Genomic DNA, 23,055 nt, shown 5'->3' with positions numbered 1-23,055 from the left:
ATAAGTTAAAAGAGGAAGGGAGTAATAAGCAAATGGCAACAATCAAGTTAGGCTTAATTACAAAAAGTCGCTCGGTATTTGATACTTTTTTAGCTCAAATTAAAGATTTATTTGGAGAACAAATCTTGGTTGTTGGTTATTGCCTTGACGAACAGTCACCAATGCCTCTGGAATGTGACCTCTGTCTGATTTCGTATGCAGAGATCAGAGAGCTTGTTTCTGAACTCACCAAGAAAAAGGTGATTGTTGCACACCGTACACTGGATATTGCCAAATTAAGCCCAGTCTTTGATCTGAAGGCGGGAACCAGAGTTTTAGTTGTAAACAACTTTAAGGAATCTACCGAAGAAACGATTGAACTGCTTCAAACCATGGGCGTAAACCACCTTAAACTATTTCCGTATTATCCGAAAAGCGGCATTCATCCGGGCGAAATCAATGTAGCGATCACACCGGGTATGAGTTTGCTGGTGCCCCCAACAATCGACCGGGTTATTGATATCGGCAATAGAATTATTGATATTTCCACCTTTATTGAACTAAATGTTTTGTGCAACCTGCCCATGGACAGGGCTAAGTTCCTTACAGCTCGTGCAGTGCGTGAGATCCTTCATCTTAACATGGAACAGGCAAAGCTCGTAAAAAACCTAAAACAAGTAAACAGGCAAATGGAGATCATTTTAGATAATATTAATGACGGAGTTATTGCGGTAGACCATCAATGTAAAATTGTTTCCTGTAACAATTATGCGAAAGTACTCATGAAAGTCCCCCTGGAGGTTGATGTGAGAGGAAAGCAACTGGAGCACCTTGTTCCGGGTTTAAGGCTTGAAACGATAACTTCAACCGGGATATCGGAAGTAAACGGACGTTGGAAAATGAACGATACCAAGATGCTCATTACGAAAATGCCGCTGTTCGAAGATAATGAGCTTAGCGGAATTATTCTTATTCTAAAACACGCCAGAGAAGGAATAAAATCCAGCGGAAACAATATGGGTGTAGGTCGAAATGACGGCTACGTGGCTAAATATAAGTTTTCGCACATTATTTTTAACTCCGAGTCGATGAAACAAGTAATTCATACCGCCGAAAAAATGGCACTTACAGAGTTGCCTGTATTAATTCTGGGAGAGAGTGGGACTGGTAAGGAATTGTTTGCTCAAGCAATACATAACGCCTCAGGGCGCGAAAAACGACCATTCGTAGCCCTGAATCTGGCGGCTTTACCGGAATCACTGATTGAGAGTGAACTCTTTGGCTATGAAGAGGGAGCATTTACCGGAGCCCGCAAAGCAGGGAAACCAGGGTTATTTGAACTTGCTGACGGAGGGACGATCTTCTTAGATGAAATAGGGGAAATATCCCCTCATATTCAAGTAAAGTTGCTTCGTGTATTGGAAGAGAAGGAAATAATGCGCATAGGAGGAACAAAGATAATCCCAGTAGATGTCCGAATTATTGCAGCGACGAATCAGGACATTGAGACAATGGTAAAACAAGGTTCTTTTCGCCGTGATTTTTATTTTCGCTTATGTGTATCTCCATTAGAAGTTCCGCCTTTGCGCAACAGGCGCGATGAAATTATCGAACTTAGTGAATATTTTTTTACGAAGTACTATGAAGCAAAGGTGAGAATTCCCAGAGGGACCTTAGAACTGATGATGGCTTACGACTGGCCGGGAAATGTCCGAGAGTTGAAGGAAATGATAAGGTTTTGTACCCAATTGGGGAGAGACGAGGACGAGTCTTTGGAGATGTTTTATCAGATTGTAAGTAGATTGGTGCATAAAAGCAGTGTTGAGTTAGCACACCCAGAATCTGGTTCTCACTGGGATAATTTACTGATTGCTGGGAATGTTAATGAATTTTCAATTATATTGGAAGAACTGCTTGAAGCAAGGCAAAAGGGGGAGCGGATTGGGCGAGAGTCTCTTCAGAGAAAACTTGTGCTTAGGGGAATCTCTCTTACGGAGCAGCAGGTCCGTACACGACTTACAGCATTACAAAAACTCGGATGCATAGTGAGTGGTTCAGGCAGACAAGGAAGTATCATTACCGCCGAAGGAGAACGTTTATTGCATGACCTTCAAAGAGGATATGAACTGGGTCTAACAGGGTATAACTGGTTGCACTAACCCCAACCAGTTATACCCTGTTTTGCTTTCTGGAACCTCTAAGATGCTTATTATTCTGACTTTCACAATTGGCATTAAATTTGCACATTGAGAGGATAAGTAAGATTGAAAGGGGGATATTATCTTGACAAATTTCTCAGAAAGTAACAATCAAACTCCAAAGGAGGGGGAGTACGGGGTCAAAACCAGGGTGAAAGCCGTTTCGGCCGGTGCCGTGGGCAATGTAATGGAGTGGTTTGATTACGGAATTTACGGCACATTAGCACCTATCATTGCCTCTATCTTTTTTCCAAACAATGATCCTCTGGCAAGTCTATTATTAACATTCGTGGTGTTTGGCGTTGGGTTTGTTATGCGCCCATTAGGTGCGGTAATCTTCGGGTACATCGGCGACAAGTACGGACGTAAAAATGCACTGTCATTGACAATTCTTATCATGGCTTTTTCTACATTTTCTATCGGGCTTATTCCTTCTTATGCAACTATAGGCTTCGTCGCACCTCTTTTACTCACATTAGCCAGGTTGCTTCAGGGAATATCTACGGGTGGAGAATGGGGAGGATCGACCTCATTTATTGTTGAATATGCCAACGATAACAGAAGAGGATTCTATGGCAGCTGGCAACAAGTCAGCACAATCGGCGGATTAATGCTGGGTTCTTTGACCGGTCTTATACTGACTAATGTATTGGCTAAAGAAGCTTTGCACTCGTGGGGTTGGAGACTTCCATTTATTTTTGGGATAGTACTCGGTATTATTGGATGGTACATGCGGGTTAAACTTGAAGACACCCCGGCGTACCAGAAAGTAGAAGAGTCTGCTGAGGTCGTTAAAAACCCAATAACTACTGCGGTTCGGACAAATTACAAGGGCATTATTCAAGCAATGGGAATGACGGTTATATGGACCGTATCCTTCTATATCTTGTTAACTTTTATGCCCAGTTATATCAATAAGATTTTAAAGTTGCCTCTTAATCAGTCCCTGCTGTCAAATTTCTTTTCTTACATTCTTCTTGTAATATTTATCCCTTTAATGGGTCACCTTTCCGACAGAATTGGTCGTAAACCACTGCTTCTCACTTCCTGCATTGGATTCGCTATTTTTACCTATCCACTTTTTATGTTTGTGAGTGATGGTTCCTTCATGAAACTGGTTATTGCACAACTGGTCCTAGGGCTGTTCCTTTCTATGTTCTCGGGTGCAGGGGTAGCGTTTATTGCTGAAATATTCCCAACCAATGTGCGATACACCACATTATCCATTGGCTATAACATCATAACCGCGTTATTGGGCGGTATGGCGCCCTTTATTGCTACCTTTTTAGTTGCCGCGACCAAGAATAATTTGGCACCTTCTTTCTATGTCATTGGAGCTGCCATTGTTTCATTCATTGCTATTTTAACCTTGCCTGAAACCTATAATAAACCTCTAAAATAAAATGCAGTGTGAAAGTGGGTAAATGATGAGGAGGAATTAGCGTTGGGGGCATTTGTAGAATATCTGCAGAAACAATACGATCCAATGGTTGAGATGTTACGTTCAATGGTTGAGATAGAAAGCCCTTCTACGTGCAAACAAGCAGTGAACAAACTTGCGGATTATCTTGCGCCCAAGTTTCAAGAAATTGGAGCGGCCGTTCAGATTATAGAGCAGGAGAATTCAGGAAACCACTTGCTTGCTTCCTGGGGGACCGGAGAAGAGCAAATTCTCGTGTTGTGCCATATGGATACCGTGTGGCAGGTAGGAGAAATCAAAAAGCGACCGTTTCGGATAGAGGGTGATAAAGCCTTCGGTCCCGGAGTCTTTGATATGAAGGGTGGACTCGTTCAAGCTTATTTTGCACTCAAGGCACTTATCAACAGCGGAAAACACATTTCCAAAAAAATTGTGTTCCTGTGTACATCTGATGAAGAAATAGGCAGCCAAAGTTCGCGAGCTTTGATTGAGGAACAAGCCGCAAAAAGCACCTTTGTGTTGGTTCCGGAGCCTGCGGTTGGCCCGGAAGGAGCTGTAAAACGTACGCGCAAAGGTTGGGGCCTTTATCATCTGACCGTAACGGGAAAATCCGCACATGCCGGGAATGACCATGACAAGGGAATCAGTGCCATTGAGGAAATCTCTCGTCAAATCATTCGGCTTCATGCTATGACTGATTATGTAAAAGGTACAACAGTAAATGTTGGCTTTGTGAACAGCGGAACACTAGCCAATGTCGTCGCCGATCGCGCGGAAGCTAAAATTGATCTTAGAGCAATGACTCAGACGGAACTTGAACGGGCCGAACATGAAATATTAGGGTTACAGCCTTTTATGGACGGTACGACGGTGAAAATAACCGGACAAATCAATCGTCCGCCTTTAGAGTCTACTGTCCAGAACCGCGAACTCTATGAAAAGGCCAAACGAATCGCCCGCAACCTAGGGTTGGATTTGGGAGGCAAAAACGTAGGGGGTGTTAGCGACGGTAACTTCACTTCTGCATTAGGTATTCCAACGCTTGATGGAATTGGTGCCGTAGGCGACGGTGCTCACGCTCTTCATGAATACGTCTTATTAAATTGTATGGTTAAACGAGCGACTCTCATTGCCGAATTGTTTGTCGAATAAGTAGGGATGAACAAAAACTGTTCGATCGTTTTAATCGCTTGATTGGGGGAATGTATATGTCGTTTCAAACCTTGGAGCACAAGGTATTATCAAATATCAGCCAGGAAGACGTCATAAAATTGACCCAAGAACTGGTTGCTATGCCTACGGAGAATCCTCCCGCAGACTATGAAAGAATCTCGAAGTTTATCGCACAGGAGTATTCGACGCTGGGTTTAGAGGTTAAGATCATCTCCGGGCAAGCCGGTAAACCCAATGTTTGTGGTCGGTGGGTCGGAGATGGAACGTCGCAGGAAACACTAATGTTAAGTGGGCATATGGATGTCGTCCCCGCCGGAGAAGGCTGGAAACATGATCCGTTTCAAGCTGTCTTGGAAGGGAACCAACTGCTTGGACGCGGCACAGCGGATATGAAGGGTGCTCTGGCTGCTCAAATCATAGCCATCAGAGCTTTGAGAGAAGCTGGAGTTAAACCAAAAGGAACCCTTTATCTATGCGCAACAGTTGATGACGAAATTGCTGGGCCTATGGGGTTGCGCTATGTAATCAATGAAGGCTTGGACAAACTAGGCTGGCCCAAGCCGACATTTCACCTGTTAGGTGAACCAAGTAGTCTCAACTTGTTCACCGCGTTTAAAGGACGGATTTGGGTCAAAATAACAGTCGGGGGGCAATCTGCTCATGGAGGCAATCCGGCGGCTGGGATAAATGCCATTGAAAAAATGATGGCTTTGATTCAGGAGATTCTCCAATCTGAACGTCAAGCTCATCCCTTAATGGGAGTGGATACGATTAATATTGGGACCATTCAAGGTGGAGAAAAAACAAACATTGTTCCTGATCAATGTAGTGTTACCATCGATTATCGATTTGTTGCGCCTCAAACCTCGACTGATATTGAACATAAAATTCTCGAAGCGATCGAGAGAATGAAGGCGAAAGACCCTCAATTTACACTCAAGGAATTCTCGGTTTTTGAACGCCGGGATCCTCGTGAAGTTCCGCAAAACAATCCCTATCTAGTAAGCCTCAAGAGCCTAACGGAGGAAATTACAATGAAAAACGCTGCGTTTGCAGGAGTGTTGTCAGCAGGTGATGCCTACTGGACCCTTTCTGCCGGGATTCCCGCCGTTTTTTATGGTCCGGGCAGCTTGAGCGTAGCTCATACAAACAAGGAATTTGTACCTGTGGATGAATTAGTTGCGGCAGCTAAAATATTTGCTCTCTATACGTTGAGAACGGTTAGTTAGGAGGCGGATTTAATGCCCATTCAAACGGATTTAAGCAACAAGGTTGCAGTTGTTACCGGAGGATCTAAAGGGATTGGCGCAGCCATAGCATTAAGACTTGCCCAAGAAGGTGCCAAGGTATTGATAACCGGCCGTCATCAGAAAAGCTTAAACGATGTTGTAAAGAAGCTTAATGAGCTGAGGCCTGGATGTACCGCTCTCACAGTTGACGTCAGGCAAGAGAGTGATGTGCAACAACTACTGACACAGGCTTATGAAACCTATGATGAAGTACACATTCTGGTAAACAATGCCGGAATATATCCGGTGACTCCTTTAGCCAATCTCTCTGTTGCGGAATGGGAAGATGTCGTCAACACCAATCTTACCGGAGCGTTCATGTGTTCAAAACTGTTTGCGGCTGCAATGATTGAGAAGAAGACGGAGGGTCGAATAGTCAATATAAGCTCGACGTCCAGTCAGATTGCGAGACCAGGCATCATTCATTATGCGACAACGAAAGCAGGACTCAACATGATGACGAAAGTTTTGGCTATCGAACTTGCTCCTAACGGTATCACGGTGAATGCAGTCTGCCCGGGGGTCATCGCTACTAAAACAGTTATTGGAAAAACCAACGAAAGTCCGGATACTAAGGCTGAGCATCAAAGCAAACTGAAACGAATTCCTCTGGGCAGATTGGGAGAACCTGAAGAAATTGCATCTGCAGCGCTGTTCCTGGTTTCGGATGAAGCACGCTATGTTACGGGTGCCACCCTTTTTGTAGACGGTGGATACACTTTAGGAATACCCAATTATAGTTAAATCTCCACGTATTATCATTTGTTTCATCGATATAGAGTTGTGTAGGGTCAGAAAAGGCCTCCGTTGTCTTGGGGGCCTTCCTTTTTTATGACCGTATTTATTGATAGTGTTACTTGTGTGTTGAACTGTCTTCCAGGTCTATCCTGCATTTTTTTATCTAAAATGTATCGATAATAGCGATAGATATCAATCATTTATAGCGATAAAAAGTATTTATAATAAACTCTGATGTTTGCTATAATGAGTTGACTCTCCAATTGAAGAAAAAGAGGTATCTTGATGACAGAATATGAGCAAATGTGGGATAAACTGGGGGTTGATTTAGATAAGCATGATCGGCTTCTCAGAGGCTTGGCTGTTTTAGTTAGAAAACATCATAAGAAACAAAGCAATCGTCCTGTGAATATGGATTATTTCGATTCTGTTTTAGCAGATCCCCATGGACACCGGGTTAAGGAACTGGTAGAACATCGCCGGCAGGGCGGCATAGTGGTAGGCAGCTACTGCGTCTTTATTCCTGAAGAGTTGGTTTTGGCTGTCGACGGGCAACATGTCGGACTTTGTGCAGGGTCAAATTTTGCAGAGCAAGATGCGGAATATTATCTTCCGCGTAATACATGTCCTCTCATCAAAGCATCTTTTGGGTATAAAGTAAGCAAAGCCTGTCCGTATACGCAAGTCAGTGATTTAATTGTGGGGGAAACAACATGTGATGGTAAGAAAAAAATGTTTGAGGAACTTGTAAACCACCATCACGTATATTTAATTGAGGTGCCTCAGAAAAAGAATGAACGGAGCAAAGAGTTTTTTACCGGCGAATTCCTGGAGTTTAAGAAATATTTGGAGAACGTGAGCGGCCAGAAAATAACATCTGAAAAATTGCAGCAAAGTATTATGTTGGTAGAAGGAAAATTCAAAGCCCTCCAGCGACTGTTTAATTGCCGCATGGCTGATCCTGCCCCTCTCAGTGGGCTTGATGCTCTGACGGTTGTGCAGTTAGGCATGCAGGATGAGGTAAAGCGGTTTACAGAGAAGGTTAATTTTCTCTGCGACGAGTTAGAAAAAAGGATAGCTGAGGGAGTTGGAGTCACTCAAAAGGGCGCTCTCAGGGTGCTAATTGCCGGAAGTCCTATGTCCTTTCCTAATTGGCGGCTCCATAATATTATTGAAAGATATGGCGCTGTGGTAGTTTGTGAAGAATCGTGTATTGGGACCAGGCTCTTTAGCAACTTATGTAACGGGCAAGGTGAAGCAGTGGAAGACAAAATCAGGTCATTAGCCCATCGACACCTGGGGATTAACTGTGCGTGTTTCACTCCAAATCAAGAGCGGGTTGAGGATATAATTCGACTGGCCCGTGAATATCAAGTCGATGGGGTTATACATTACGCCTTGCAATTCTGTCATCCTTATAACAACGAAGCAGGTAAAATTAAAAGGGCGCTTAAGCAAGTAAATATCCCATTACTTGAAATTCAGACTGATTACGGAGATGGGGATGGACAGCTTGGATTAAGAGTAGAAGCTTTTCTGGATTTATTAAAAGAAAAAAGGAGTGAACAAAATGAGTAAAGATTTGCAAGGAATTTTTAACCAAGTTATCAAGGCATTCACAAAAAGGCCGGAATTAGCTCAGGCTGTAGTTCAAGCTAACACAAAACTAGTAGAGAATCTAAAAACTGAAGCCCAAGTGGGCAATCACACAGTGGTTATAGATGAGCCACAGGAATTTGGGGGATCTGATGCGGGCCCTAACCCTTTAGAAACATTTTTAGCGTCTTTGGGTACTTGTCAAGAGATAACTTATGCGGCATACGCCGCAGTAATGGGAATTAAACTGGATAAAGTTGAAGTAGAGGTAACCGGGGATATTGATCTAAGAGGATATTTAGGGATTGGGGAGGCTAAACCGGGGTTTAGGAAGATTAGTTATTTGACCAAAATAGCGAGCCCTGAGCCAAAAGATAAAATTCAACAATTGGCCGCAGCAGTGGAGGCTCACTGTCCGGTACTGGACTCAATAAAAACCCCCATCGAGGTAGAAGGAAGAGTAGAAATAATATAGCAAAGGACTGGAACGCAAGGTTTTTTAAGCCGAGCAAGTACAGATCATGTAACACTTAAGAAACTTGTACATATCATAAATTAGAAGTAATCATCAGTGGTAATTCCCAATTTCTTATCTTATGTCGCCACTTTCTGTGGTAAACGAAAAGAAAGGGGATTAACCATATGTTATTTGGATCGCCATTCGGAGTACCTTTTAGTCCTGTTCCTCCTATTGTGGCATTATTTGACACTTATCCAATTGGTGCAACTTTAACAATAGGTATGGATGCTAGTTTTTGGACCGGCGCCTTTGGTGGAATCCAAAATGGTGTTGCATTATTGACCAACGCTCAACTGTTTGCCAACGTTGGAAAACCAATTGACGGAATCCGCCCGGTAGTCCGCATCCCAATCAGACAGATTACGTTTGTATCCCAATAGTAGTTATAGCAAAGGGTAGGATTTTTTCCTACCCTTGTTTTTTTCCTAAATCCCTGCTCCTTCCACGAACACCCAATTAGCCTAGGTGTAAAGCCTAGGCTTTTCTCATAGTCAAACATCCAGCTAAATCCTCACTGTCGCGAGATGGATTCTTAGAAAATAAGAATTTTTACTGGATGATGGAATTATGGTTAACCGGAGGTTTTAATAACCAATATAGGAAACAGCCGCCAATTATCAGCCCACTTACAAATCCCATCGTTTTTCTACCTTCACAAACGATTTGCGAAAGCTGTCAGAGTGGCTTTCCTCCAATTCCTGCACACATGTTTGCATGGAATCCACTGGCAAGTATTGGATACCCGTGTACAATATTTTAGAAGCCACCTGTGAAATCACTCTGGCTCACCCAAAGTACGTGAAGGCCATTCGCGGCAAGAAGACCGATAAAAAGGATGCCAAGTGGATTGCCGACCTGTTTAAGCATGACCTTGTTGCCGGAAGCTTTATGCCGCCCCTTCCAATTCGTCAATTGCGTGACTTGATGCGTTACTGTTTTAAGCTCACAAACTTTAAGTCCAGCGAGAAGAACCGGATTCAAAATTGTCTTACTGTATCAAATATCCAACTTGCAAACGTGGTGTCTGATACTTTCGGTAAGAGTTCCAATGAGAATCATTGACTACTTGCTTGAAAATCCTGATGATAAGGATTTCGATTTTGTTCCTCTTCTTCACCCATCGATGCTGGATAAGGTGGATAAGATAAGGTAGTTACACAGTTCGGTGACCGCCCTGTTTACGTTACCCTGGACATCGTGTGGTAGATCCTGCTTATGCACCGGGTACCGGTACACCTAAGCCAGGAGGGTGTAGTTCCAATGAAATTATCCAGGCGATTCATGAATTGAGGGGTTTAAGGGTGGTAGGTTTTGATCTTGTGGAAGTATCCCCGGTAAATGACCATAGTGAAAGGACATCCTTGCTGGCTGCCAAAATAATCCGCGAAGCAATATTGTCCTTTGGTTAATTATTATTAAACGGTGAGCAGATCCACAAGAGTTTATACACACGAAAAGGGAATAGGCCAATTGGCCTATTCCCTTTTCGTACCCCTTTGACGCAGGCAGTTCCAAAACTTGATGCCAAGCAAACCCCTAGCCTTCCCAGGTTTCCTCCACAACATCCACAAGAAGGCTATTGTTATCAGTTTGTATGTCTTTACTGTTCCAATCGCCTAAGAGATAATAGGGAATGCGCAGCATATCTTTTAATCGCTCCTGATTCAGGTAACGGGTTGGAACCTTAATTTGAACATCCCTTTTCAAAATAGGTTGAGTTGCTGCAAGACAGAATCCCCAATCTTCTCCCCATTCCACGATAAAGTCAAAATGATAGGGTAATATATTAAAACCGGCTGCCCTGAGCGTTGCCTGGACAGCCCAATAGTATGAAGGCATCTCAGAGGAAACGGAGCAGGCCACATTTAGAATACCTCCCGGTTGTAAATGTTCTTTTAAGAGGTTATAAAACTCCACGCTGAACAGACGACCAAGCTGCGGGCACGAACTACTTGGTTCTGGGAGATCAATAATAATGACATCCCACTTTTCTGTCGAGTTTTCCAAGAATTGACGACCGTCCTGGATTACCGTACGAACTTTGGAATTATTCAACGACCCTTGATTGAACCTGACCAAGGGTTCTAAGTTTTTGCCAAAGTCCATAATTGTGGCGTCAATATCGACGGCCGTAATTTCATTTACTTCCGGATAACGGAGAGCTTCACGGGTTGAAATACCCCCACCTGAACCGATAATAAGAATACGCTCCCGCATTTGGGTAACGGCCATCGGCACGTGAATAAGCGCCTCCGCGTATTTGTCCTCACCTTCTGCGGTACTGAACATCTCGTCCCCATTTGCGAATACAAAAAATTGTCCGTCCTGCTCCACTAAGGCTATTTTCTGTACAGCAGTTTTGACCTTTTTCAAAATCCGATAGTCCCCATCTGGCTCCTCACTTTCCGATATATAGTCCTGAAGTGAACCTGCTCCCCAATATCGCCAGTAAAGCCAGATCAGGCACCCAATAACTATTGCAAAAATTATCCCTAGAATAAACCACACGAGTTCGTTCTGAACCATCATGTCTAATTACCTCACAATCAGAGTGATTACTCTTTTATCTTCCCTCCCTTCACCGAGGAGTCAGGAAACAGAAGTTATTCTCTGCTGTTGATCCCTTTTGCTTTGGTTTTTTCTTACCGTGATTATCTTTAACTCAGATTTTTCTGCTCTGATGTCCTTCACCAATAATGGTCAGGTCAGTACCGTTAAATGCTGTGGTTGTCTTCCGCTTAGTCTATAGTATGTATTTGGGGACAACTCGGATACATCCCAGATGATCATATCTGAGTATTTTTCAACGAAAAAGAATAGGCCAATAGGACCTACTCCCTTTTTCGTTTTCGAGGTTAAAATATAGTTATTGGTGAATTTGATCTTACTCTAGGCACAGCGCTACTTTCCTTTGGGGGCTGAGGTAGCTCCCTGCTTAATCCTTCGTAGGAGACTTCCTTGGGAAGTATTATTCCATTTTTTTGTTTATAGTCTACAAGGTGAAATTTTGAGTTGACTATAATGGGATGAATTGGATCCTTCTTATCTTGGCAGCACCCCAGGATTATTATGAATGGAGCTTATTCTGTAACTTTTTTACTGTGTTTGGCATATATTCTAAATAGGATCTGTCTCGATTAACGTATGTTCCAACTGATTCTAATCATTGGATGATGTTATTCGAGGCAGGTTCTTTCTCTCATTAAACCTTCAAACACTAAGCAAACTAAGGCGCCTTTTTTGGCACCTTAGTTACTGAAGTAAAAAATACTTTTCGATTGTCTTAGCCGTAAGCCTAGAAATACCATTAGAAAAACTTCATTTTTATTTAACAATTATTCCTCCTCGGAGTCCTCTGCAGGAAATAACCGGGAAATTAGAGGAAGAATGACTGCAATGAAGCTAGCTGTTGCAGATATAAATTCCAGGCTTGTAATAACTGAATCGAGTCTGTTTTGTTGGTATTGTGTGCTGTCGTCAGCCATTTCTTACCCTCCTTTCTTTTCAAGTTTTAGAACAGTCCAATTATTTTACCGTGTCCTAATCTCAATATATGTTAGACAAACCGTGTTTGTCCCTGTTCTTGCCTCAATCCAGGCTAATTTTCAATTCTGAGAGTTTGCAGCGATAAACTAGTGCCCTTGTTCCAAGTTTTTCTGAAATGTCTTCAGTAAAACACAGTCCCATTCTCTCTAAGATTCTGTCCCCTTCTTTAGTTATGGAAATCGCACCTATTTCACTAAAACGAATACCTTTTTCCTCAAGACTGCATAAAGTTTTACGTATATCCTGAATTAAGTTTTTGGCATATTGTTTGTGTAACGGATCATGGATATCAACGATTAAAGTAAAGAAGTATAAATATACTTCTTTAGGATTAGAATAATCAGTTACATAATCCAACAGTTCTGTTTCTTTAAGATTCCCTGCGAGAAGCATTTCATATGGCTTTTTAGGCAAAGGATAAAGACAATAATATCCTTTGATTTTATCCAGATAATATAAAACCCGATAGATTTCAGGGTTTTTTGTTAATATTTGTTTAACGAAGTGCTCGGAAAGATGCCATTCCTTTGGGAAAACTTTATAATCTAATGCGAGTATACTAGAAACCTCCTGAATCAAGCCATTTTTTATTTCCACATCACCAGCTCCTTAGGATAATATTTCGATGCTCCTAAGCCGCGTAGCAGTTTTTTAACATAGAATTTATTTGCGTTTAATATCATAAGGAATTTTGTGACAATATCATTAGGGTCAACTGCTTCTCCACAAGTATAACAATCAATCGCTGCAAATCCTTGCTCAGGGTAGGTGTGGATTGAAAAATGGCTTTCAGCTAGCAGCATAACAATGGAGGCTCCCTTGGGTGGAATTTATAAGCTTGGACAGAAAGAATTTTTATGCAGCAGGTTGCAGCGACTTCAACCATGTACTTTTGCAAGAATTCAGCATTATTTAATAGCTCAAAATTAACACCCCAAGCATCTGCAACGACATGTCTTCCAAAGGTTGAGAAACTCATTTTCATCTCCTCCTCCTTAACCTATGTATTAGAAGACAACTGAGTGCTTCTCACCAACAAAAAAGGGAATAGGCCAATAGGACCTACTCCCTAAATCGAGGTTCGAAGTTCGAGACGATACTGTCCGGTGGACAGTATCGCCGTTCGTCCATTCCATAGAGACTTCTTCGGGACGAACGGATTCGATGTTCGCCGCGATTTTCCTTTAGGGGTTTGAGATATTTGAGGTATCCTCTTGCTTTATCCTGTGCAGCAGACTTCCTTGCGAAGTGTTATTTTCTCCTACTACAAAATCAGTCATATAATAAGTCAGGTATTTCCCATAGTTCGTATTTGTTTTTACCAGTAGCTCGTCGACATAATAAATTCCTTGGGGAAGATTATCCAACAGTAAGGTTGCAATTGCAGCATATATGCCACAGGCTACTTGGAAATAAGTTGCATTGACTTTATATTTATTAAAAATATCTTTATTACCTAAAACATTATACATGAACTTTTCTTTATCCTTATAAACAAGAAGCACACCAACTAAATCCTCGCCTTCAAGTTCTTTTTGGGCAGGGTCAAGTACCTCCATATCCCACTGCCAAAGATCATCAATGTGGTCAAGGTTTGCCCGGATTAATTCTGAAGTATGGTCGTTTATTTTATAAATAAAGCCCGTTTCCATATCAAATAATTTCCCAAGTGTTATTGATTCTTCGTGCGGCATCAGGCAACCGGTAAAACTTCTTTCTCCCAACGATACCTTAAATTCAAGGTCATATACATTTTCGTATAAAAAAAGTGGCATTCGATGTTTAAGGAACATGGGATAGCTAATTATTGCTTCATCCAGGAAGCATTCCGGTGACCAGGTGGTATAAATAGTTTTCTTGTCGGCCAAGGACTTGTCAGCAAAAAATGAATTATCATGTTCAACGATATAACACCCAAGCGGTTTTTGATCAGGACTTTTCTTGATTAGCTCTAATGCCATCCACTGCACAACTCCCGGATTCATTCCGGAGGCTATTATTGCCGTTGAACTTTTGAAATCATGTTTATTCTTCTCAAATAAATTATACCTTTCAATTAAACCGAAGCCCTCTAATGATTCATCTTCATCTACTATTGTGCTTTCAAATGCAGTATTAATATAATTAACATTTAATTCATTGCAGATCCTTAACATATCAACAGTATCAGCCCACGAGCAATCAATTACATGGGTTGTTTGAGTGTTTTTTAGGTGTTCCTTAAACATGAAGGTGTTTTTAAGGTCAAAATTATAAGCGTATAAATTATTTTGTAAATTTGGAAATAGATTCTTATAATAATTTACTTCTTTTTGTTTGTAGTCTATTAAGTGAAATGTTGAGTTGACTATAAAGGGGTGAATTAGATCATTTTTGTCCTCAGCAGATTTATTTAGAATGGATAATATAGCCTTTGCCACACCACCGGCACTACCAAGAAGCGAAAAATTGTTAAAGAATTTATCATTCACTTTCATCACCCTCTATTGTAAGCTTGTACTACATACTATGAGAATGGTGCTTTAAGTGTGAAGATAAGCCCTGAAAAAAGCAATTGAACCTAGGTGCTATTTAATATCTAATGCTTTTAGTAAATAATTTGGCAATTGAAAACAAGAAGTAAATAATTGCTGATTTATATACTGACTATCTTCGCACTTCAAACGTGAAAGATCAGCAGTGAGAGGGCTCCATTTTTTGGAAGCGAGTGTAAAACTCCAGATGCCGCCGGGAAAGGATGGTATCGTAGCTAAATAAACCAAAACAATAGGGAATATAGTACGCAGAATATTAATAGTATTTGTTAAAATATCTAAATAAAAGTAAGGGGATTCCGACTGACAAACCATTAAACCATCATTTTTTAAGCTATTAAAAATATTTTTGTAGAATGTTTCTTTATACAAACCAATTGATGGCCCATATGGATCGGATCTGTCTAAAAGTAAAATGTCATAAATCGCTTTCTGTTCCTTGATCCACTCCGCTCCATTGCGATAAATAATATTTACACGCTTGTCTTCCTTCCATATTTCAGTTTTTGACAACCACATATTGCTTACTTCCACTACTCTTTTATCAATTTCTACGATATTTAGTTCTTCCATGGCATCATATTTTATAGCTTCACGGGCTGCTCCACAATTGCCTCCTCCAATTATGGCGATCTTTTTGGGGTGGGGATGGGTGGTTAAGGGAACATGAGTAAGCATTTCATTGTAAATATAGCCATCTTTAGTTGTATATTGGGGGATGCCGTCAAGGACTAGCATTTTTCCAAACCCACTGCTTGCAGCAATGCTTATTTCCTGGTATTCTGATTTTTCATAGTGAAGTAACTCTTCTACCTTATATCCTAGTTCAAATCCCTTTTCGGGCACGTCATCCCATAACCATAAATGATCATCATCCTTTTCATAGCCGGTTAAAGAATACTTTTCAACCATCAGTAATGACTCCTTTCATTTACGGCAAGATTACTGATTTTCCAATATTTCGATAGCTCCTAAGCCACGTACCAGTTTCACTACGTTAAATTCATTTGGTTTTAGTATTGCAAGGAATTTTGTGACAACATCATGAGAGTCAACTGCTTCTCCACAAGTATAACAGTCAATCGCTGCAAATCCTTTTTCAGGGTAAGTGTGGATTGAAAAGTGGCTTTCAGCTATCAGCAAAATAATACTTGCTCCCTGTGGTTGAAATTTATAAGCTTGAGCTGAAAGAATTGTTAGGCAGCATGCTTTAGCGACTTCAACCATATACTTTTGTAACAGTTTAACATCATTTAGTAGCTCGAAATTTATACCCCAAGCATCCGCAACGACATGTCTTCCAAAGGTTGAGAAATCCATGTTCACATCCTCCTTAATGGACAAACATATCTGGTATAAGCTATGTAAACATGCTCAGCTTTGCTACTTCATCAAGGGTAGATTGATCTCTTCTTTTGCCAAGATGTATCAAGGGATGAAATATTTCCGTATTAGGAAAAAAACCTCTTCCCATTCCATATGGAAAGTGACCCTCCGAAAAATTGGTGTATATTGTATATTATTCTGAGGGGGTGAACTAGAAACCATGATGCATCCGGACACAGAACTCCGCTTCGTAAGTAAAGAGGTAGGTCTCGGGATATTTGCTACAAAATTTATCCCGAAAGGAACAATCATCTGGATTTTGGATGAGTTGGATATGATCTTAGAGGAGGATTATGTCGATTCCCTCGATGAACTTCGGCAGCAAATCGTATATAAATACTCTTATCAAAATAACAACGGCCAATATATCGTTTGCTGGGATCACTCAAGGTATATGAATCACAGCTTTCGTCCGAATTGCATCGCTACGGCATATGAGTTCGATTTAGCGGCAAGAGACATATACCCTGGTGAACAAATAACTTGTGATTACGGAACTATGGGCGATGATGAAGATTTTGAATGTGTGCTTGAAGAAGGTACAGCGCGCACGAAAGTAAAAGCAGATGATTATTTGAATTTTTATCAGGAATGGGACGCAATGGCCAGGGAGGCGTTTAAGAATTTCAATAGTGTTGAACAACCGCTTAAACATTTAATCAGAAAGGAATTTGCCGATAAAGTAAATGCAGTTGCTTGTGGACGTGAACCATTAGACTCAATTCTCACGGCTTTTCAAGAAGAGTCTGAACAGGATGAAGCATAAAAGTATCATAACCAAGTTCCTATGTATCCCAATAATATTTAAGCATGGGTAGGATTTTTTCCTACCCATGTTTTTTCAACTCTGCAACCCCTCGCATGAACATCTAATGGACATGTTGAATAAGATAGATTAGACAACCCCCACTTTCGTTTGCACGTTTTAATAAGGGAGGTGAAACTATATGGCCGAAGATCCTAAAGGTAGTAGCCAAATAGTAGTCCAAACAGAATTGGCTGCTATTATAGCATTATTGATATACAACATCTACGCATGGAATAAAGGAGAAGAAGAATAAAATAAATAGGGTATAAGGATGGAGTTGCAGGGTAGGATTTTTTCCTACCCATGTTTTTTCTAACTCTGCAACTCCTCGCATGAACACCCAATGGACATGCTGAATAAGATATATTAGACATCCCCGATTTTCTTCTATGCGCTAAATATAGGAGGTGAAACTTAATGAGCGGAGATTGTGAATGTCACGGGCATAAAGTAATCCAAACAGAGTTGGCGATTATTATAGTCTTATTTTTAGTTACAGAAGTTAGGCAGTTGATGAAAATATATGGTTTAACAGGGGAAAGCGAGAATCAAGGAAATAAAGATAATAAAGATAATAAAGATAATAAAGATAATAAAGATAATAAAGATAATAAAGATAATAAAGGGAATAACAATAATAACGAGAATCAAGGCAATCAAGGCAATCAAGGCAATCAAGGCAATCAAGGCAATAAAGGCAATAAAGATAATAAAGAGTTTCAATGGTATCAGGGAAATCAAGGATGGTAATAAATGTTGGCTTAAGTGTATATGCCTAGGTTCCGCACTTCTAAAATAGGAGGTGAAACTTTATGAGCGGAGATTGTGAATGTCACGGGCATAAAGTAATCCAAACAGAGTTGGCGATTATAATTGTATTATTTTTACTGTTCGTCAAAGATTATCATAAAATTAATAACAATAATGACAATAATGACAGTAATTCAAATAAAAACAGAAATCCAAATAATAACGATAATACAAATACTAATACTAATAATATTACTATTTTTAGCAATAAAGATAAATGGCAATAAATGTTGGCCTAGGTGTATATGCCTAGGCCTTCTCACAGTTTCTACCACTGAACGCGATGATTCTTTCTAGTAGAATAGCCATTCTACCCAAATATAAAGGCTTAGTAAACTAATGATCAGCCCAATGGGAATTACCATGATGGTTACTTTTATACAATCCACCCAACTAATCCTAATCCCATTTTTCTTTAGCAGGAACATCCAAATGAGGGAGGCCAGAGTTCCCATGGGAATAATCAAAGAGCCGATATCTGATCCAATAATGTTAGCCAGATAGGCAATGTGCAGCGTGGGTAAATCCAGTCCCATTCCTGTAAGGGTAAAGGTCCCGATCATGACCGATGGAAGATTATTGAATAAATTTGACATCACCGTAAGCAATCCGCCGCTGATCAGACTGGCGCTCAAATAGTTGGCTGATAGGGGTTCGCGAAGAAGTTTGACAAGCAGTGCGGTTAAACCGATGTTATGCAGGGCGTAAACGACGACATAGATACTAAAGGCAAATAAAATAATATGCCAAGGCGTTTTCTTTACAATGTCGTACGGCCCTACACCTTTCCGGTACCATCTATATCCAATGAGCAATAGGGCACCGAAGATGCCGATCCATTCGATAGGGATGTCAAAGCTAGCGCCTACAAACAGACCGGCTCTAATCAGGATGACAATAGCGATGCAAATCTTGAACATGGGCATGTCGATCTCAGCCGGATGATTAGTGTTGTCCGCTAAAGAAAGGCGAGGAGGGGAATCCGGTAGAGGATGGTGTGGAGGATGGTGCGGAGGATGGTGCGGAGGATGGTGCGGAGGATGGTGCGGAGGAGGACGATGGGGAGCATTGTTCTCTAAAGGATGACGAGGAATGGAAGAGGGGGAGTCGAAGAATTTTCCGTCAATAGAGGATGCCGGAAGAACCAGGATTCTTTTCGGGATATCCTTACGAAAGTAATAAAACAGAAGCAAGGTGATGGTCGTGATTCCAACCATCGAAGGAACGAACATCATGGACACATAAGAATTCAAATCCAACCCGACAATTTTCAAAGCGATCAAGTTGGCCAGGTTGCTTACAGCAATCGGTGCACTAGAGGCAGTAGCAACCAATGCCCCGGAAAGAAGATAAGGGAATTGTTGATTAGCTTTAAGTTTCAAAATAGTGACGATATGAATGATAATAGGGGTGGTGATGAGGATACTTCCGTCATTGTTGAAAAACATGGTCATGAGGAAGCAGAGCAGATTAATATACCAGTAGAGCAAAACCCCTGAACCATCGGCTAGTTTCACTAGGTTATAGGCGGTCCAGCGAAAAAAACCGATGCTGTCAAGAACAATGGACATCACAATCGTAGAAAGGATGGTAATAGAAGCTCCGCTTACAATTCCCAGTATTTTGGATATATCACTCAGCGGAACGATTCCGACGAGTAAAATTAATATTGCACTAATGGTAGGGGGGATGGATTCATTAATACCATGAGGCCTCCAAATGAGAAACAGAACCATAAGGAAAAATAGGGTTAACGTATATAGTGTTGGGAAGTCAAACATCCAGCCACGCCCTCACCGTCTAGAGAAGGATTCATTGGAAATACGAATTCTTCCTGGAGTATAGAATTATGAGGAACCGGAGGTTTCAACAGCCAATACAAGAAGGAACCACTAATGAGCAGTAAAAAGCCCATGAACATATTTTATCTCCCCCTGGTAGCTTAGCTTTGGTTTCTCTTGCCGTTGAATGTTACCATAATTTTCTTCTAGTCTACTTGAAATCAGTTTTAGGGTTACTGTATAGTATGTATTTTGAGACAACTTGGTTCATCTCGGATGGCTAAATCTGAGTATTTAATAACGTCCGCATGTAAAAAGGATTAGTACTCTTCATCAGAGCGCTACTTTGTTGGGCAAGTAGCGTACACACAAAAAAGGACCAGGCCAACTAGGGGTAAGCCTGGTTCTTTTGTATTACCCAAATAAAACAACTACTTTGTAACACTTTAAAAACTTGGACATATCCTAAATTAGAAGTAATCATCAATGGTAATCCCGAATTTCTTATCTTATATCACCACGCTTGTGGTAGTCGAAAAGGAAGGGGATTAACCATATGCTATTTGGATTACCATTCGGAGTACCCTTTAGTCCTGTTCCTCCAATTCTAGCATTATTTGACACCTATCCAATCGGTGCACGTTTGGGAATAGGTACAGATTCAAGTTTTTGGGTTGGCAGCTTTGGTGGAATCCAAGATGGAGTTGCATTATTGACCAACGCTCAGCTGTTTGCCAACAATGGAAATCCAATTGATGGAATCCGCCCGGTAGTCCGCATCCCTATCAGACAGATTACTTTTGTATCCCAATAGTAGTTCTAGCAAAGGGTAGGATTTTTTCCTGCCCTTGTATTTTCCCAACTTCCTACTCCATGAACACGCAATGACATGTTGAATAAGATATTTTATACACCCCTCAACTTTCTTCCAAACATCTTAACTAAGGAGGTGACACTGTATGAGCGAAGATATTAAAAGTTCCAATAATCAAGTAATCGAAACAGAGTTAGGGGTTATTATAGTATTATTGTTAGTGTTAATCTTCAAAGATAATATTACTGATGTTGAAGACAATAAGGAGCAAAAAGATAATAAAGATAATAAAGATAATAAAAATAATAAAGCATGGTAATAAATTGCGGCCTAGGTGCATATGCCTAGGCCTTTTTCAGCCTAGTCTCGATTACTTAAATTTGCTAGGTTTTGCCAATAAAATGATAATGCTTTCCTAACTACAGGAAGCACCACCTAGTTTTCTTTCAAACTGGGTTTAATATCTATATAAGGGATGGGCCATCTTCTGCAATAGGGTGGCAATGGGCTTATTTGCCAGAACGTATTTCAACGCTCTGGTTTTTTGTTTTGCTTATAGTAATTGTTATGAGCAGTCTAAAATCTAAGTGATTAAATTGAATGGCTCTATCTTCTTGAAACAGTGAGATCATCTAATGTAAATCCCCCCTTGCGACTTACACAAGGGGGATTTTTGTGTGCCATTAAGTAGTTACCAGGACAAAGATTTTATGCTGGCGGGCATGGATTTGAAAATCCTCGCTTGACAGCACCTTAATACTTTAATATCTTAAAGTAAGAAAGAGAAAATCTGCCGTTCCATAGTTTGGAGGAATGAAAGATGGGTGTCGATCAACGCTGGCGTGATCAGATGACTGATTCGTTGTTTGAAGCTATTTTGCTCCTAAACACGAAAGAGGAATGTTACCGTTTCTTTGAAGATGTGGCAACGGTTTCCGAAATTAAAGCTTTGGCGCAGCGCCTCGAGGTAGCCAAACTCCTGGAGCAGGAAGAAACATATCTGGCAATAGCAGAGTCTACAGGAGCGAGCACTGCCACCATTAGCCGGGTCAAAAAGTGCCTTTATTTCGGTGCTGACGGCTATCAGCTAATTCTGCGCCGCCTGGCCGAATGCGGAGAAACGGAGAAAAACGCAGAGTAGCAGACAGGCAAGCGCGCGGAGGATTACCGAGCAAGAGGATGACGGAATCGTTAAGAGAATGATAAGATAATGCCGCGACTGAGGAGTGTTTTTCTAAATGCAAAGATCTGTTTTGGGTTTGCGTCTCCCGGAGGGGATGCATGATTTGCTGCCTGAAGAGCTGGCGCTTCAGGAAAGTCTGGAGTCCAGTATTCTCAAACTCTTTAAGAACTGGTCCTATCAAAAGATGGTCACACCAACCCTCGAATACCGGGCTTGTGTGGAGCCGGATGCGGATAAGGAAGATCAACTATATAAATTTTTCGATCGCCAAGGGCATGCTTTAGCTCTGCGTCCGGAACTTACAACTCCGATCGCGCGCTTTGTGAGCACAAGGCTGCGCGGGTCGGCGTTACCCCTCAGGCTATGTTACGGGGCGGATGTTTTTCGCAATTCCTCTTTGCGCCATCGCGAGTTTCGCCAAGTCGGGGTGGAACTCATGGGCTCAGACTCGGAACTTGCGGATGCGGAAGTTATTGCCCTTGCTGTCGAGGGGATCCGAGCCCTGGGAATTGAGGATTTTCAATTTAATCTCGGGCATATGGGGATTTTTAAGGGATTAATTAGTGCGACCGGCATCGGAGAAGAAGTACAGGTACGACTCGAAGATGCTCTGGCGCGCAAGGACATTGTCGGAGTGGAAGGGATAGTTTCTCAAAGTGATCTTGCTGATACCTCCCGTGAACTGCTATTGCGCTTGCCTCACTTGCATGGGCAGGAAGAAGTTTTGGAGGAGGTTCTAAGCTGGAGCAAGAGTGCGGAGATGAGAGAGGCAGTAGAGGGGCTGCGCCGCATTTATCGCTACTTGGCTGATTTTGGAGTGCAGGAGTTTGTGGCCATCGATCTGGGAATATTGAGGCGCTTTTCGTACTACACCGGAGTGATTTTTGAAGGTTACGTCCCCGGTATCGGGATTCCGGTAGTTGAAGGTGGGCGCTATGACACGCTCTGCGAAGATTTTGGCTATCCACTGCCCGCGACCGGGTTTGCGCTTCATTTGGGGAGCATTCGCGGCCAGTTTCCCGTTCCTTCACCGTTAGCGGCTGATGTGCTCGTTTACGGACCTGATCCGGATAAAGTCATTGCTTATTGCCGCGAACTGCGCGCACAAGGTCAACGGGTAGAGATGGCTTTAGCAAAGTTAACCCGGAATGAGGCCGAGGAATTGGCAGGGAAAAAGAATATCGCACACGTTTATGGCGTAGAGTAGAAATTAGGTAAAATCACCCTCTAATGGCAAATAGCCCTGTTCACATGTATAATAATAGTTATAGAATAATAGT

At 41.5% G+C, this 23,055-nt stretch carries 22 protein-coding genes and 3 pseudogenes; 17 read left to right on the top strand and 8 right to left on the bottom strand.

All coding sequences use genetic code 11. The features are described 5' to 3' along the window. Positions 1-32: 32 nt before the first annotated feature. The 10 genes and pseudogenes from ACYQ2N_RS02620 to ACYQ2N_RS02575 all read left to right on the top strand — a co-directional run. Positions 33-2,138 (top strand): sigma-54 interaction domain-containing protein, encoded by a 2,106-nt coding sequence (locus ACYQ2N_RS02620; RefSeq protein WP_459997374.1) that lies wholly within the window; start codon positions 33-35, stop codon positions 2,136-2,138. Between the two features lie 124 nt (positions 2,139-2,262). Then, positions 2,263-3,579: an MFS transporter gene (locus ACYQ2N_RS02615; protein WP_459997373.1), complete on the top strand. Its 1,317-nt coding sequence runs from the start codon at positions 2,263-2,265 to the stop codon at positions 3,577-3,579. 42 nt (positions 3,580-3,621) lie between these two features. Beyond that, positions 3,622-4,749: a M20 family metallopeptidase gene (locus ACYQ2N_RS02610; protein ID WP_459997372.1), complete on the top strand. Its 1,128-nt coding sequence runs from the start codon at positions 3,622-3,624 to the stop codon at positions 4,747-4,749. Positions 4,750-4,805: 56 nt separating this feature from the next. Next, positions 4,806-5,999: a M20 family metallopeptidase gene (locus ACYQ2N_RS02605; RefSeq protein ID WP_459997371.1), complete on the top strand. Its 1,194-nt coding sequence runs from the start codon at positions 4,806-4,808 to the stop codon at positions 5,997-5,999. A gap of 12 nt (positions 6,000-6,011) precedes the next feature. Further along, positions 6,012-6,803 (top strand): SDR family NAD(P)-dependent oxidoreductase, encoded by a 792-nt coding sequence (locus ACYQ2N_RS02600; RefSeq protein WP_459997370.1) that lies wholly within the window; start codon positions 6,012-6,014, stop codon positions 6,801-6,803. Positions 6,804-7,082: 279 nt separating this feature from the next. Beyond that, positions 7,083-8,375 carry a double-cubane-cluster-containing anaerobic reductase gene (locus tag ACYQ2N_RS02595; protein ID WP_459997369.1) on the top strand — a complete coding sequence of 431 codons (1,293 nt, stop codon included), beginning with the start codon at positions 7,083-7,085 and terminating at the stop codon, positions 8,373-8,375. Then, positions 8,368-8,868 carry an OsmC family protein gene (locus ACYQ2N_RS02590; protein WP_459997368.1) on the top strand — a complete coding sequence of 167 codons (501 nt, stop codon included), beginning with the start codon at positions 8,368-8,370 and terminating at the stop codon, positions 8,866-8,868. The genes ACYQ2N_RS02595 and ACYQ2N_RS02590 overlap by 8 nt, the downstream gene beginning before the upstream one ends. 167 nt (positions 8,869-9,035) lie before the next feature. After that, entirely contained in the window at positions 9,036-9,293 is a 258-nt protein-coding gene (locus ACYQ2N_RS02585; protein ID WP_459997367.1) for a hypothetical protein, read from the top strand. A 244-nt stretch (positions 9,294-9,537) separates the two neighbouring features. After that, positions 9,538-10,060, top strand: a pseudogene (locus tag ACYQ2N_RS02580) (IS110 family transposase); the annotation flags it as partial. Positions 10,061-10,083: 23 nt separating this feature from the next. Continuing rightward, a pseudogene (locus ACYQ2N_RS02575) lies at positions 10,084-10,322 on the top strand (arginase family protein); the annotation flags it as partial. A gap of 127 nt (positions 10,323-10,449) precedes the next feature. Here ACYQ2N_RS02575 and ACYQ2N_RS02570 read toward each other — a convergent pair. The 7 genes and pseudogenes from ACYQ2N_RS02570 to speD (ACYQ2N_RS02540) form a co-directional block, all read right to left on the bottom strand. Beyond that, the gene (locus ACYQ2N_RS02570; protein ID WP_459997366.1) at positions 10,450-11,442 is read right to left on the bottom strand and encodes a spermidine synthase; all 993 of its coding nucleotides are present in this window, start codon (positions 11,440-11,442) and stop codon (positions 10,450-10,452) included. A gap of 806 nt (positions 11,443-12,248) precedes the next feature. Then, complete coding sequence (locus tag ACYQ2N_RS02565; RefSeq protein ID WP_459997365.1) at positions 12,249-12,398, bottom strand: hypothetical protein; 150 nt, start codon at positions 12,396-12,398, stop codon at positions 12,249-12,251. Between the two features lie 103 nt (positions 12,399-12,501). After that, positions 12,502-13,056 (bottom strand): hypothetical protein, encoded by a 555-nt coding sequence (locus tag ACYQ2N_RS02560; RefSeq protein WP_459997364.1) that lies wholly within the window; start codon positions 13,054-13,056, stop codon positions 12,502-12,504. Next, positions 13,047-13,438: pseudogene (gene speD, locus ACYQ2N_RS02555) on the bottom strand (adenosylmethionine decarboxylase). The gene ACYQ2N_RS02560 and the pseudogene speD (ACYQ2N_RS02555) overlap by 10 nt, the downstream one beginning before the upstream one ends. 205 nt (positions 13,439-13,643) lie before the next feature. Then, a complete protein-coding gene (locus ACYQ2N_RS02550) occupies positions 13,644-14,930 on the bottom strand; it encodes an S-adenosylmethionine decarboxylase related protein (protein WP_459997363.1) in 1,287 nt (428 codons plus the stop codon). Between the two features lie 96 nt (positions 14,931-15,026). Further along, positions 15,027-15,905 carry a polyamine aminopropyltransferase gene (speE, locus tag ACYQ2N_RS02545; protein WP_459997362.1) on the bottom strand — a complete coding sequence of 293 codons (879 nt, stop codon included), beginning with the start codon at positions 15,903-15,905 and terminating at the stop codon, positions 15,027-15,029. A 30-nt stretch (positions 15,906-15,935) separates the two neighbouring features. Next, positions 15,936-16,313: an adenosylmethionine decarboxylase gene (gene speD, locus ACYQ2N_RS02540; protein ID WP_459997361.1), complete on the bottom strand. Its 378-nt coding sequence runs from the start codon at positions 16,311-16,313 to the stop codon at positions 15,936-15,938. Positions 16,314-16,539: 226 nt separating this feature from the next. On the opposite strand from speD (ACYQ2N_RS02540), the gene ACYQ2N_RS02535 reads away from it, so the two are divergent. From ACYQ2N_RS02535 to ACYQ2N_RS02525, 3 genes are all read left to right on the top strand, one after another. Further along, positions 16,540-17,145 carry an SET domain-containing protein gene (locus tag ACYQ2N_RS02535; RefSeq protein WP_459997360.1) on the top strand — a complete coding sequence of 202 codons (606 nt, stop codon included), beginning with the start codon at positions 16,540-16,542 and terminating at the stop codon, positions 17,143-17,145. Positions 17,146-17,604: 459 nt separating this feature from the next. Continuing rightward, positions 17,605-17,937 (top strand): hypothetical protein, encoded by a 333-nt coding sequence (locus ACYQ2N_RS02530; RefSeq protein ID WP_459997359.1) that lies wholly within the window; start codon positions 17,605-17,607, stop codon positions 17,935-17,937. 62 nt (positions 17,938-17,999) lie between these two features. Then, positions 18,000-18,224, top strand: a complete 225-nt coding sequence (locus ACYQ2N_RS02525; protein WP_459997358.1) for a hypothetical protein — start codon at positions 18,000-18,002, stop codon at positions 18,222-18,224. A 66-nt stretch (positions 18,225-18,290) separates the two neighbouring features. Here ACYQ2N_RS02525 and ACYQ2N_RS02520 read toward each other — a convergent pair whose 3' ends face one another. Continuing rightward, positions 18,291-19,778 carry an ArsB/NhaD family transporter gene (locus ACYQ2N_RS02520; RefSeq protein WP_459997357.1) on the bottom strand — a complete coding sequence of 496 codons (1,488 nt, stop codon included), beginning with the start codon at positions 19,776-19,778 and terminating at the stop codon, positions 18,291-18,293. Positions 19,779-20,334: 556 nt separating this feature from the next. On the opposite strand from ACYQ2N_RS02520, the gene ACYQ2N_RS02515 reads away from it, so the two are divergent. The 4 genes from ACYQ2N_RS02515 (at position 20,335) to hisZ (ending at position 22,982) form a co-directional block, all read left to right on the top strand. After that, complete coding sequence (locus ACYQ2N_RS02515) at positions 20,335-20,592, top strand: hypothetical protein (protein ID WP_459997356.1); 258 nt, start codon at positions 20,335-20,337, stop codon at positions 20,590-20,592. Positions 20,593-20,737: 145 nt separating this feature from the next. Continuing rightward, positions 20,738-20,911, top strand: coding sequence for a hypothetical protein (locus ACYQ2N_RS02510; protein WP_459997355.1), 174 nt, complete (start codon positions 20,738-20,740; stop codon positions 20,909-20,911). Between the two features lie 501 nt (positions 20,912-21,412). Further along, on the top strand, positions 21,413-21,733 hold the full coding sequence (locus ACYQ2N_RS02505) for a YerC/YecD family TrpR-related protein (RefSeq protein ID WP_459997354.1): 321 nt from the start codon (positions 21,413-21,415) through the stop codon (positions 21,731-21,733). Between the two features lie 97 nt (positions 21,734-21,830). After that, the gene (gene hisZ / locus ACYQ2N_RS02500; protein WP_459997353.1) at positions 21,831-22,982 is read left to right on the top strand and encodes an ATP phosphoribosyltransferase regulatory subunit; all 1,152 of its coding nucleotides are present in this window, start codon (positions 21,831-21,833) and stop codon (positions 22,980-22,982) included. Positions 22,983-23,055: the final 73 nt, after the last annotated feature.

It is taken from the genome of Paradesulfitobacterium aromaticivorans (assembly GCF_054657415.1).
This window is presented reverse-complemented; position numbering and strand designations above follow the sequence as displayed.

What these genes read in the sequence shown, in the direction of transcription:
- ACYQ2N_RS02620 (WP_459997374.1), top strand. Translation starts at nt 33, where the DNA reads ATGGCAACAATCAAGTTAGGCTTAATTACAAAAAGTCGCTCGGTATTT.
- ACYQ2N_RS02605 (WP_459997371.1), top strand. Translation starts at nt 4,806, where the DNA reads ATGTCGTTTCAAACCTTGGAGCACAAGGTATTATCAAATATCAGCCAG.
- ACYQ2N_RS02600 (WP_459997370.1), top strand. Translation starts at nt 6,012, where the DNA reads ATGCCCATTCAAACGGATTTAAGCAACAAGGTTGCAGTTGTTACCGGA.
- ACYQ2N_RS02595 (WP_459997369.1), top strand. Translation starts at nt 7,083, where the DNA reads ATGACAGAATATGAGCAAATGTGGGATAAACTGGGGGTTGATTTAGAT.
- ACYQ2N_RS02590 (WP_459997368.1), top strand. Translation starts at nt 8,368, where the DNA reads ATGAGTAAAGATTTGCAAGGAATTTTTAACCAAGTTATCAAGGCATTC.
- ACYQ2N_RS02585 (WP_459997367.1), top strand. Translation starts at nt 9,036, where the DNA reads ATGTTATTTGGATCGCCATTCGGAGTACCTTTTAGTCCTGTTCCTCCT.
- ACYQ2N_RS02570 (WP_459997366.1), bottom strand. Translation starts at nt 11,442, where the DNA reads ATGATGGTTCAGAACGAACTCGTGTGGTTTATTCTAGGGATAATTTTT.
- ACYQ2N_RS02565 (WP_459997365.1), bottom strand. Translation starts at nt 12,398, where the DNA reads ATGGCTGACGACAGCACACAATACCAACAAAACAGACTCGATTCAGTT.
- speE (WP_459997362.1), bottom strand. Translation starts at nt 15,905, where the DNA reads ATGGTTGAAAAGTATTCTTTAACCGGCTATGAAAAGGATGATGATCAT.
- speD (WP_459997361.1), bottom strand. Translation starts at nt 16,313, where the DNA reads ATGGATTTCTCAACCTTTGGAAGACATGTCGTTGCGGATGCTTGGGGT.
- ACYQ2N_RS02535 (WP_459997360.1), top strand. Translation starts at nt 16,540, where the DNA reads ATGATGCATCCGGACACAGAACTCCGCTTCGTAAGTAAAGAGGTAGGT.
- ACYQ2N_RS02530 (WP_459997359.1), top strand. Translation starts at nt 17,605, where the DNA reads ATGAGCGGAGATTGTGAATGTCACGGGCATAAAGTAATCCAAACAGAG.
- ACYQ2N_RS02525 (WP_459997358.1), top strand. Translation starts at nt 18,000, where the DNA reads ATGAGCGGAGATTGTGAATGTCACGGGCATAAAGTAATCCAAACAGAG.
- ACYQ2N_RS02520 (WP_459997357.1), bottom strand. Translation starts at nt 19,778, where the DNA reads ATGTTTGACTTCCCAACACTATATACGTTAACCCTATTTTTCCTTATG.
- ACYQ2N_RS02515 (WP_459997356.1), top strand. Translation starts at nt 20,335, where the DNA reads ATGCTATTTGGATTACCATTCGGAGTACCCTTTAGTCCTGTTCCTCCA.
- ACYQ2N_RS02510 (WP_459997355.1), top strand. Translation starts at nt 20,738, where the DNA reads ATGAGCGAAGATATTAAAAGTTCCAATAATCAAGTAATCGAAACAGAG.
- ACYQ2N_RS02505 (WP_459997354.1), top strand. Translation starts at nt 21,413, where the DNA reads ATGGGTGTCGATCAACGCTGGCGTGATCAGATGACTGATTCGTTGTTT.
- hisZ (WP_459997353.1), top strand. Translation starts at nt 21,831, where the DNA reads ATGCAAAGATCTGTTTTGGGTTTGCGTCTCCCGGAGGGGATGCATGAT.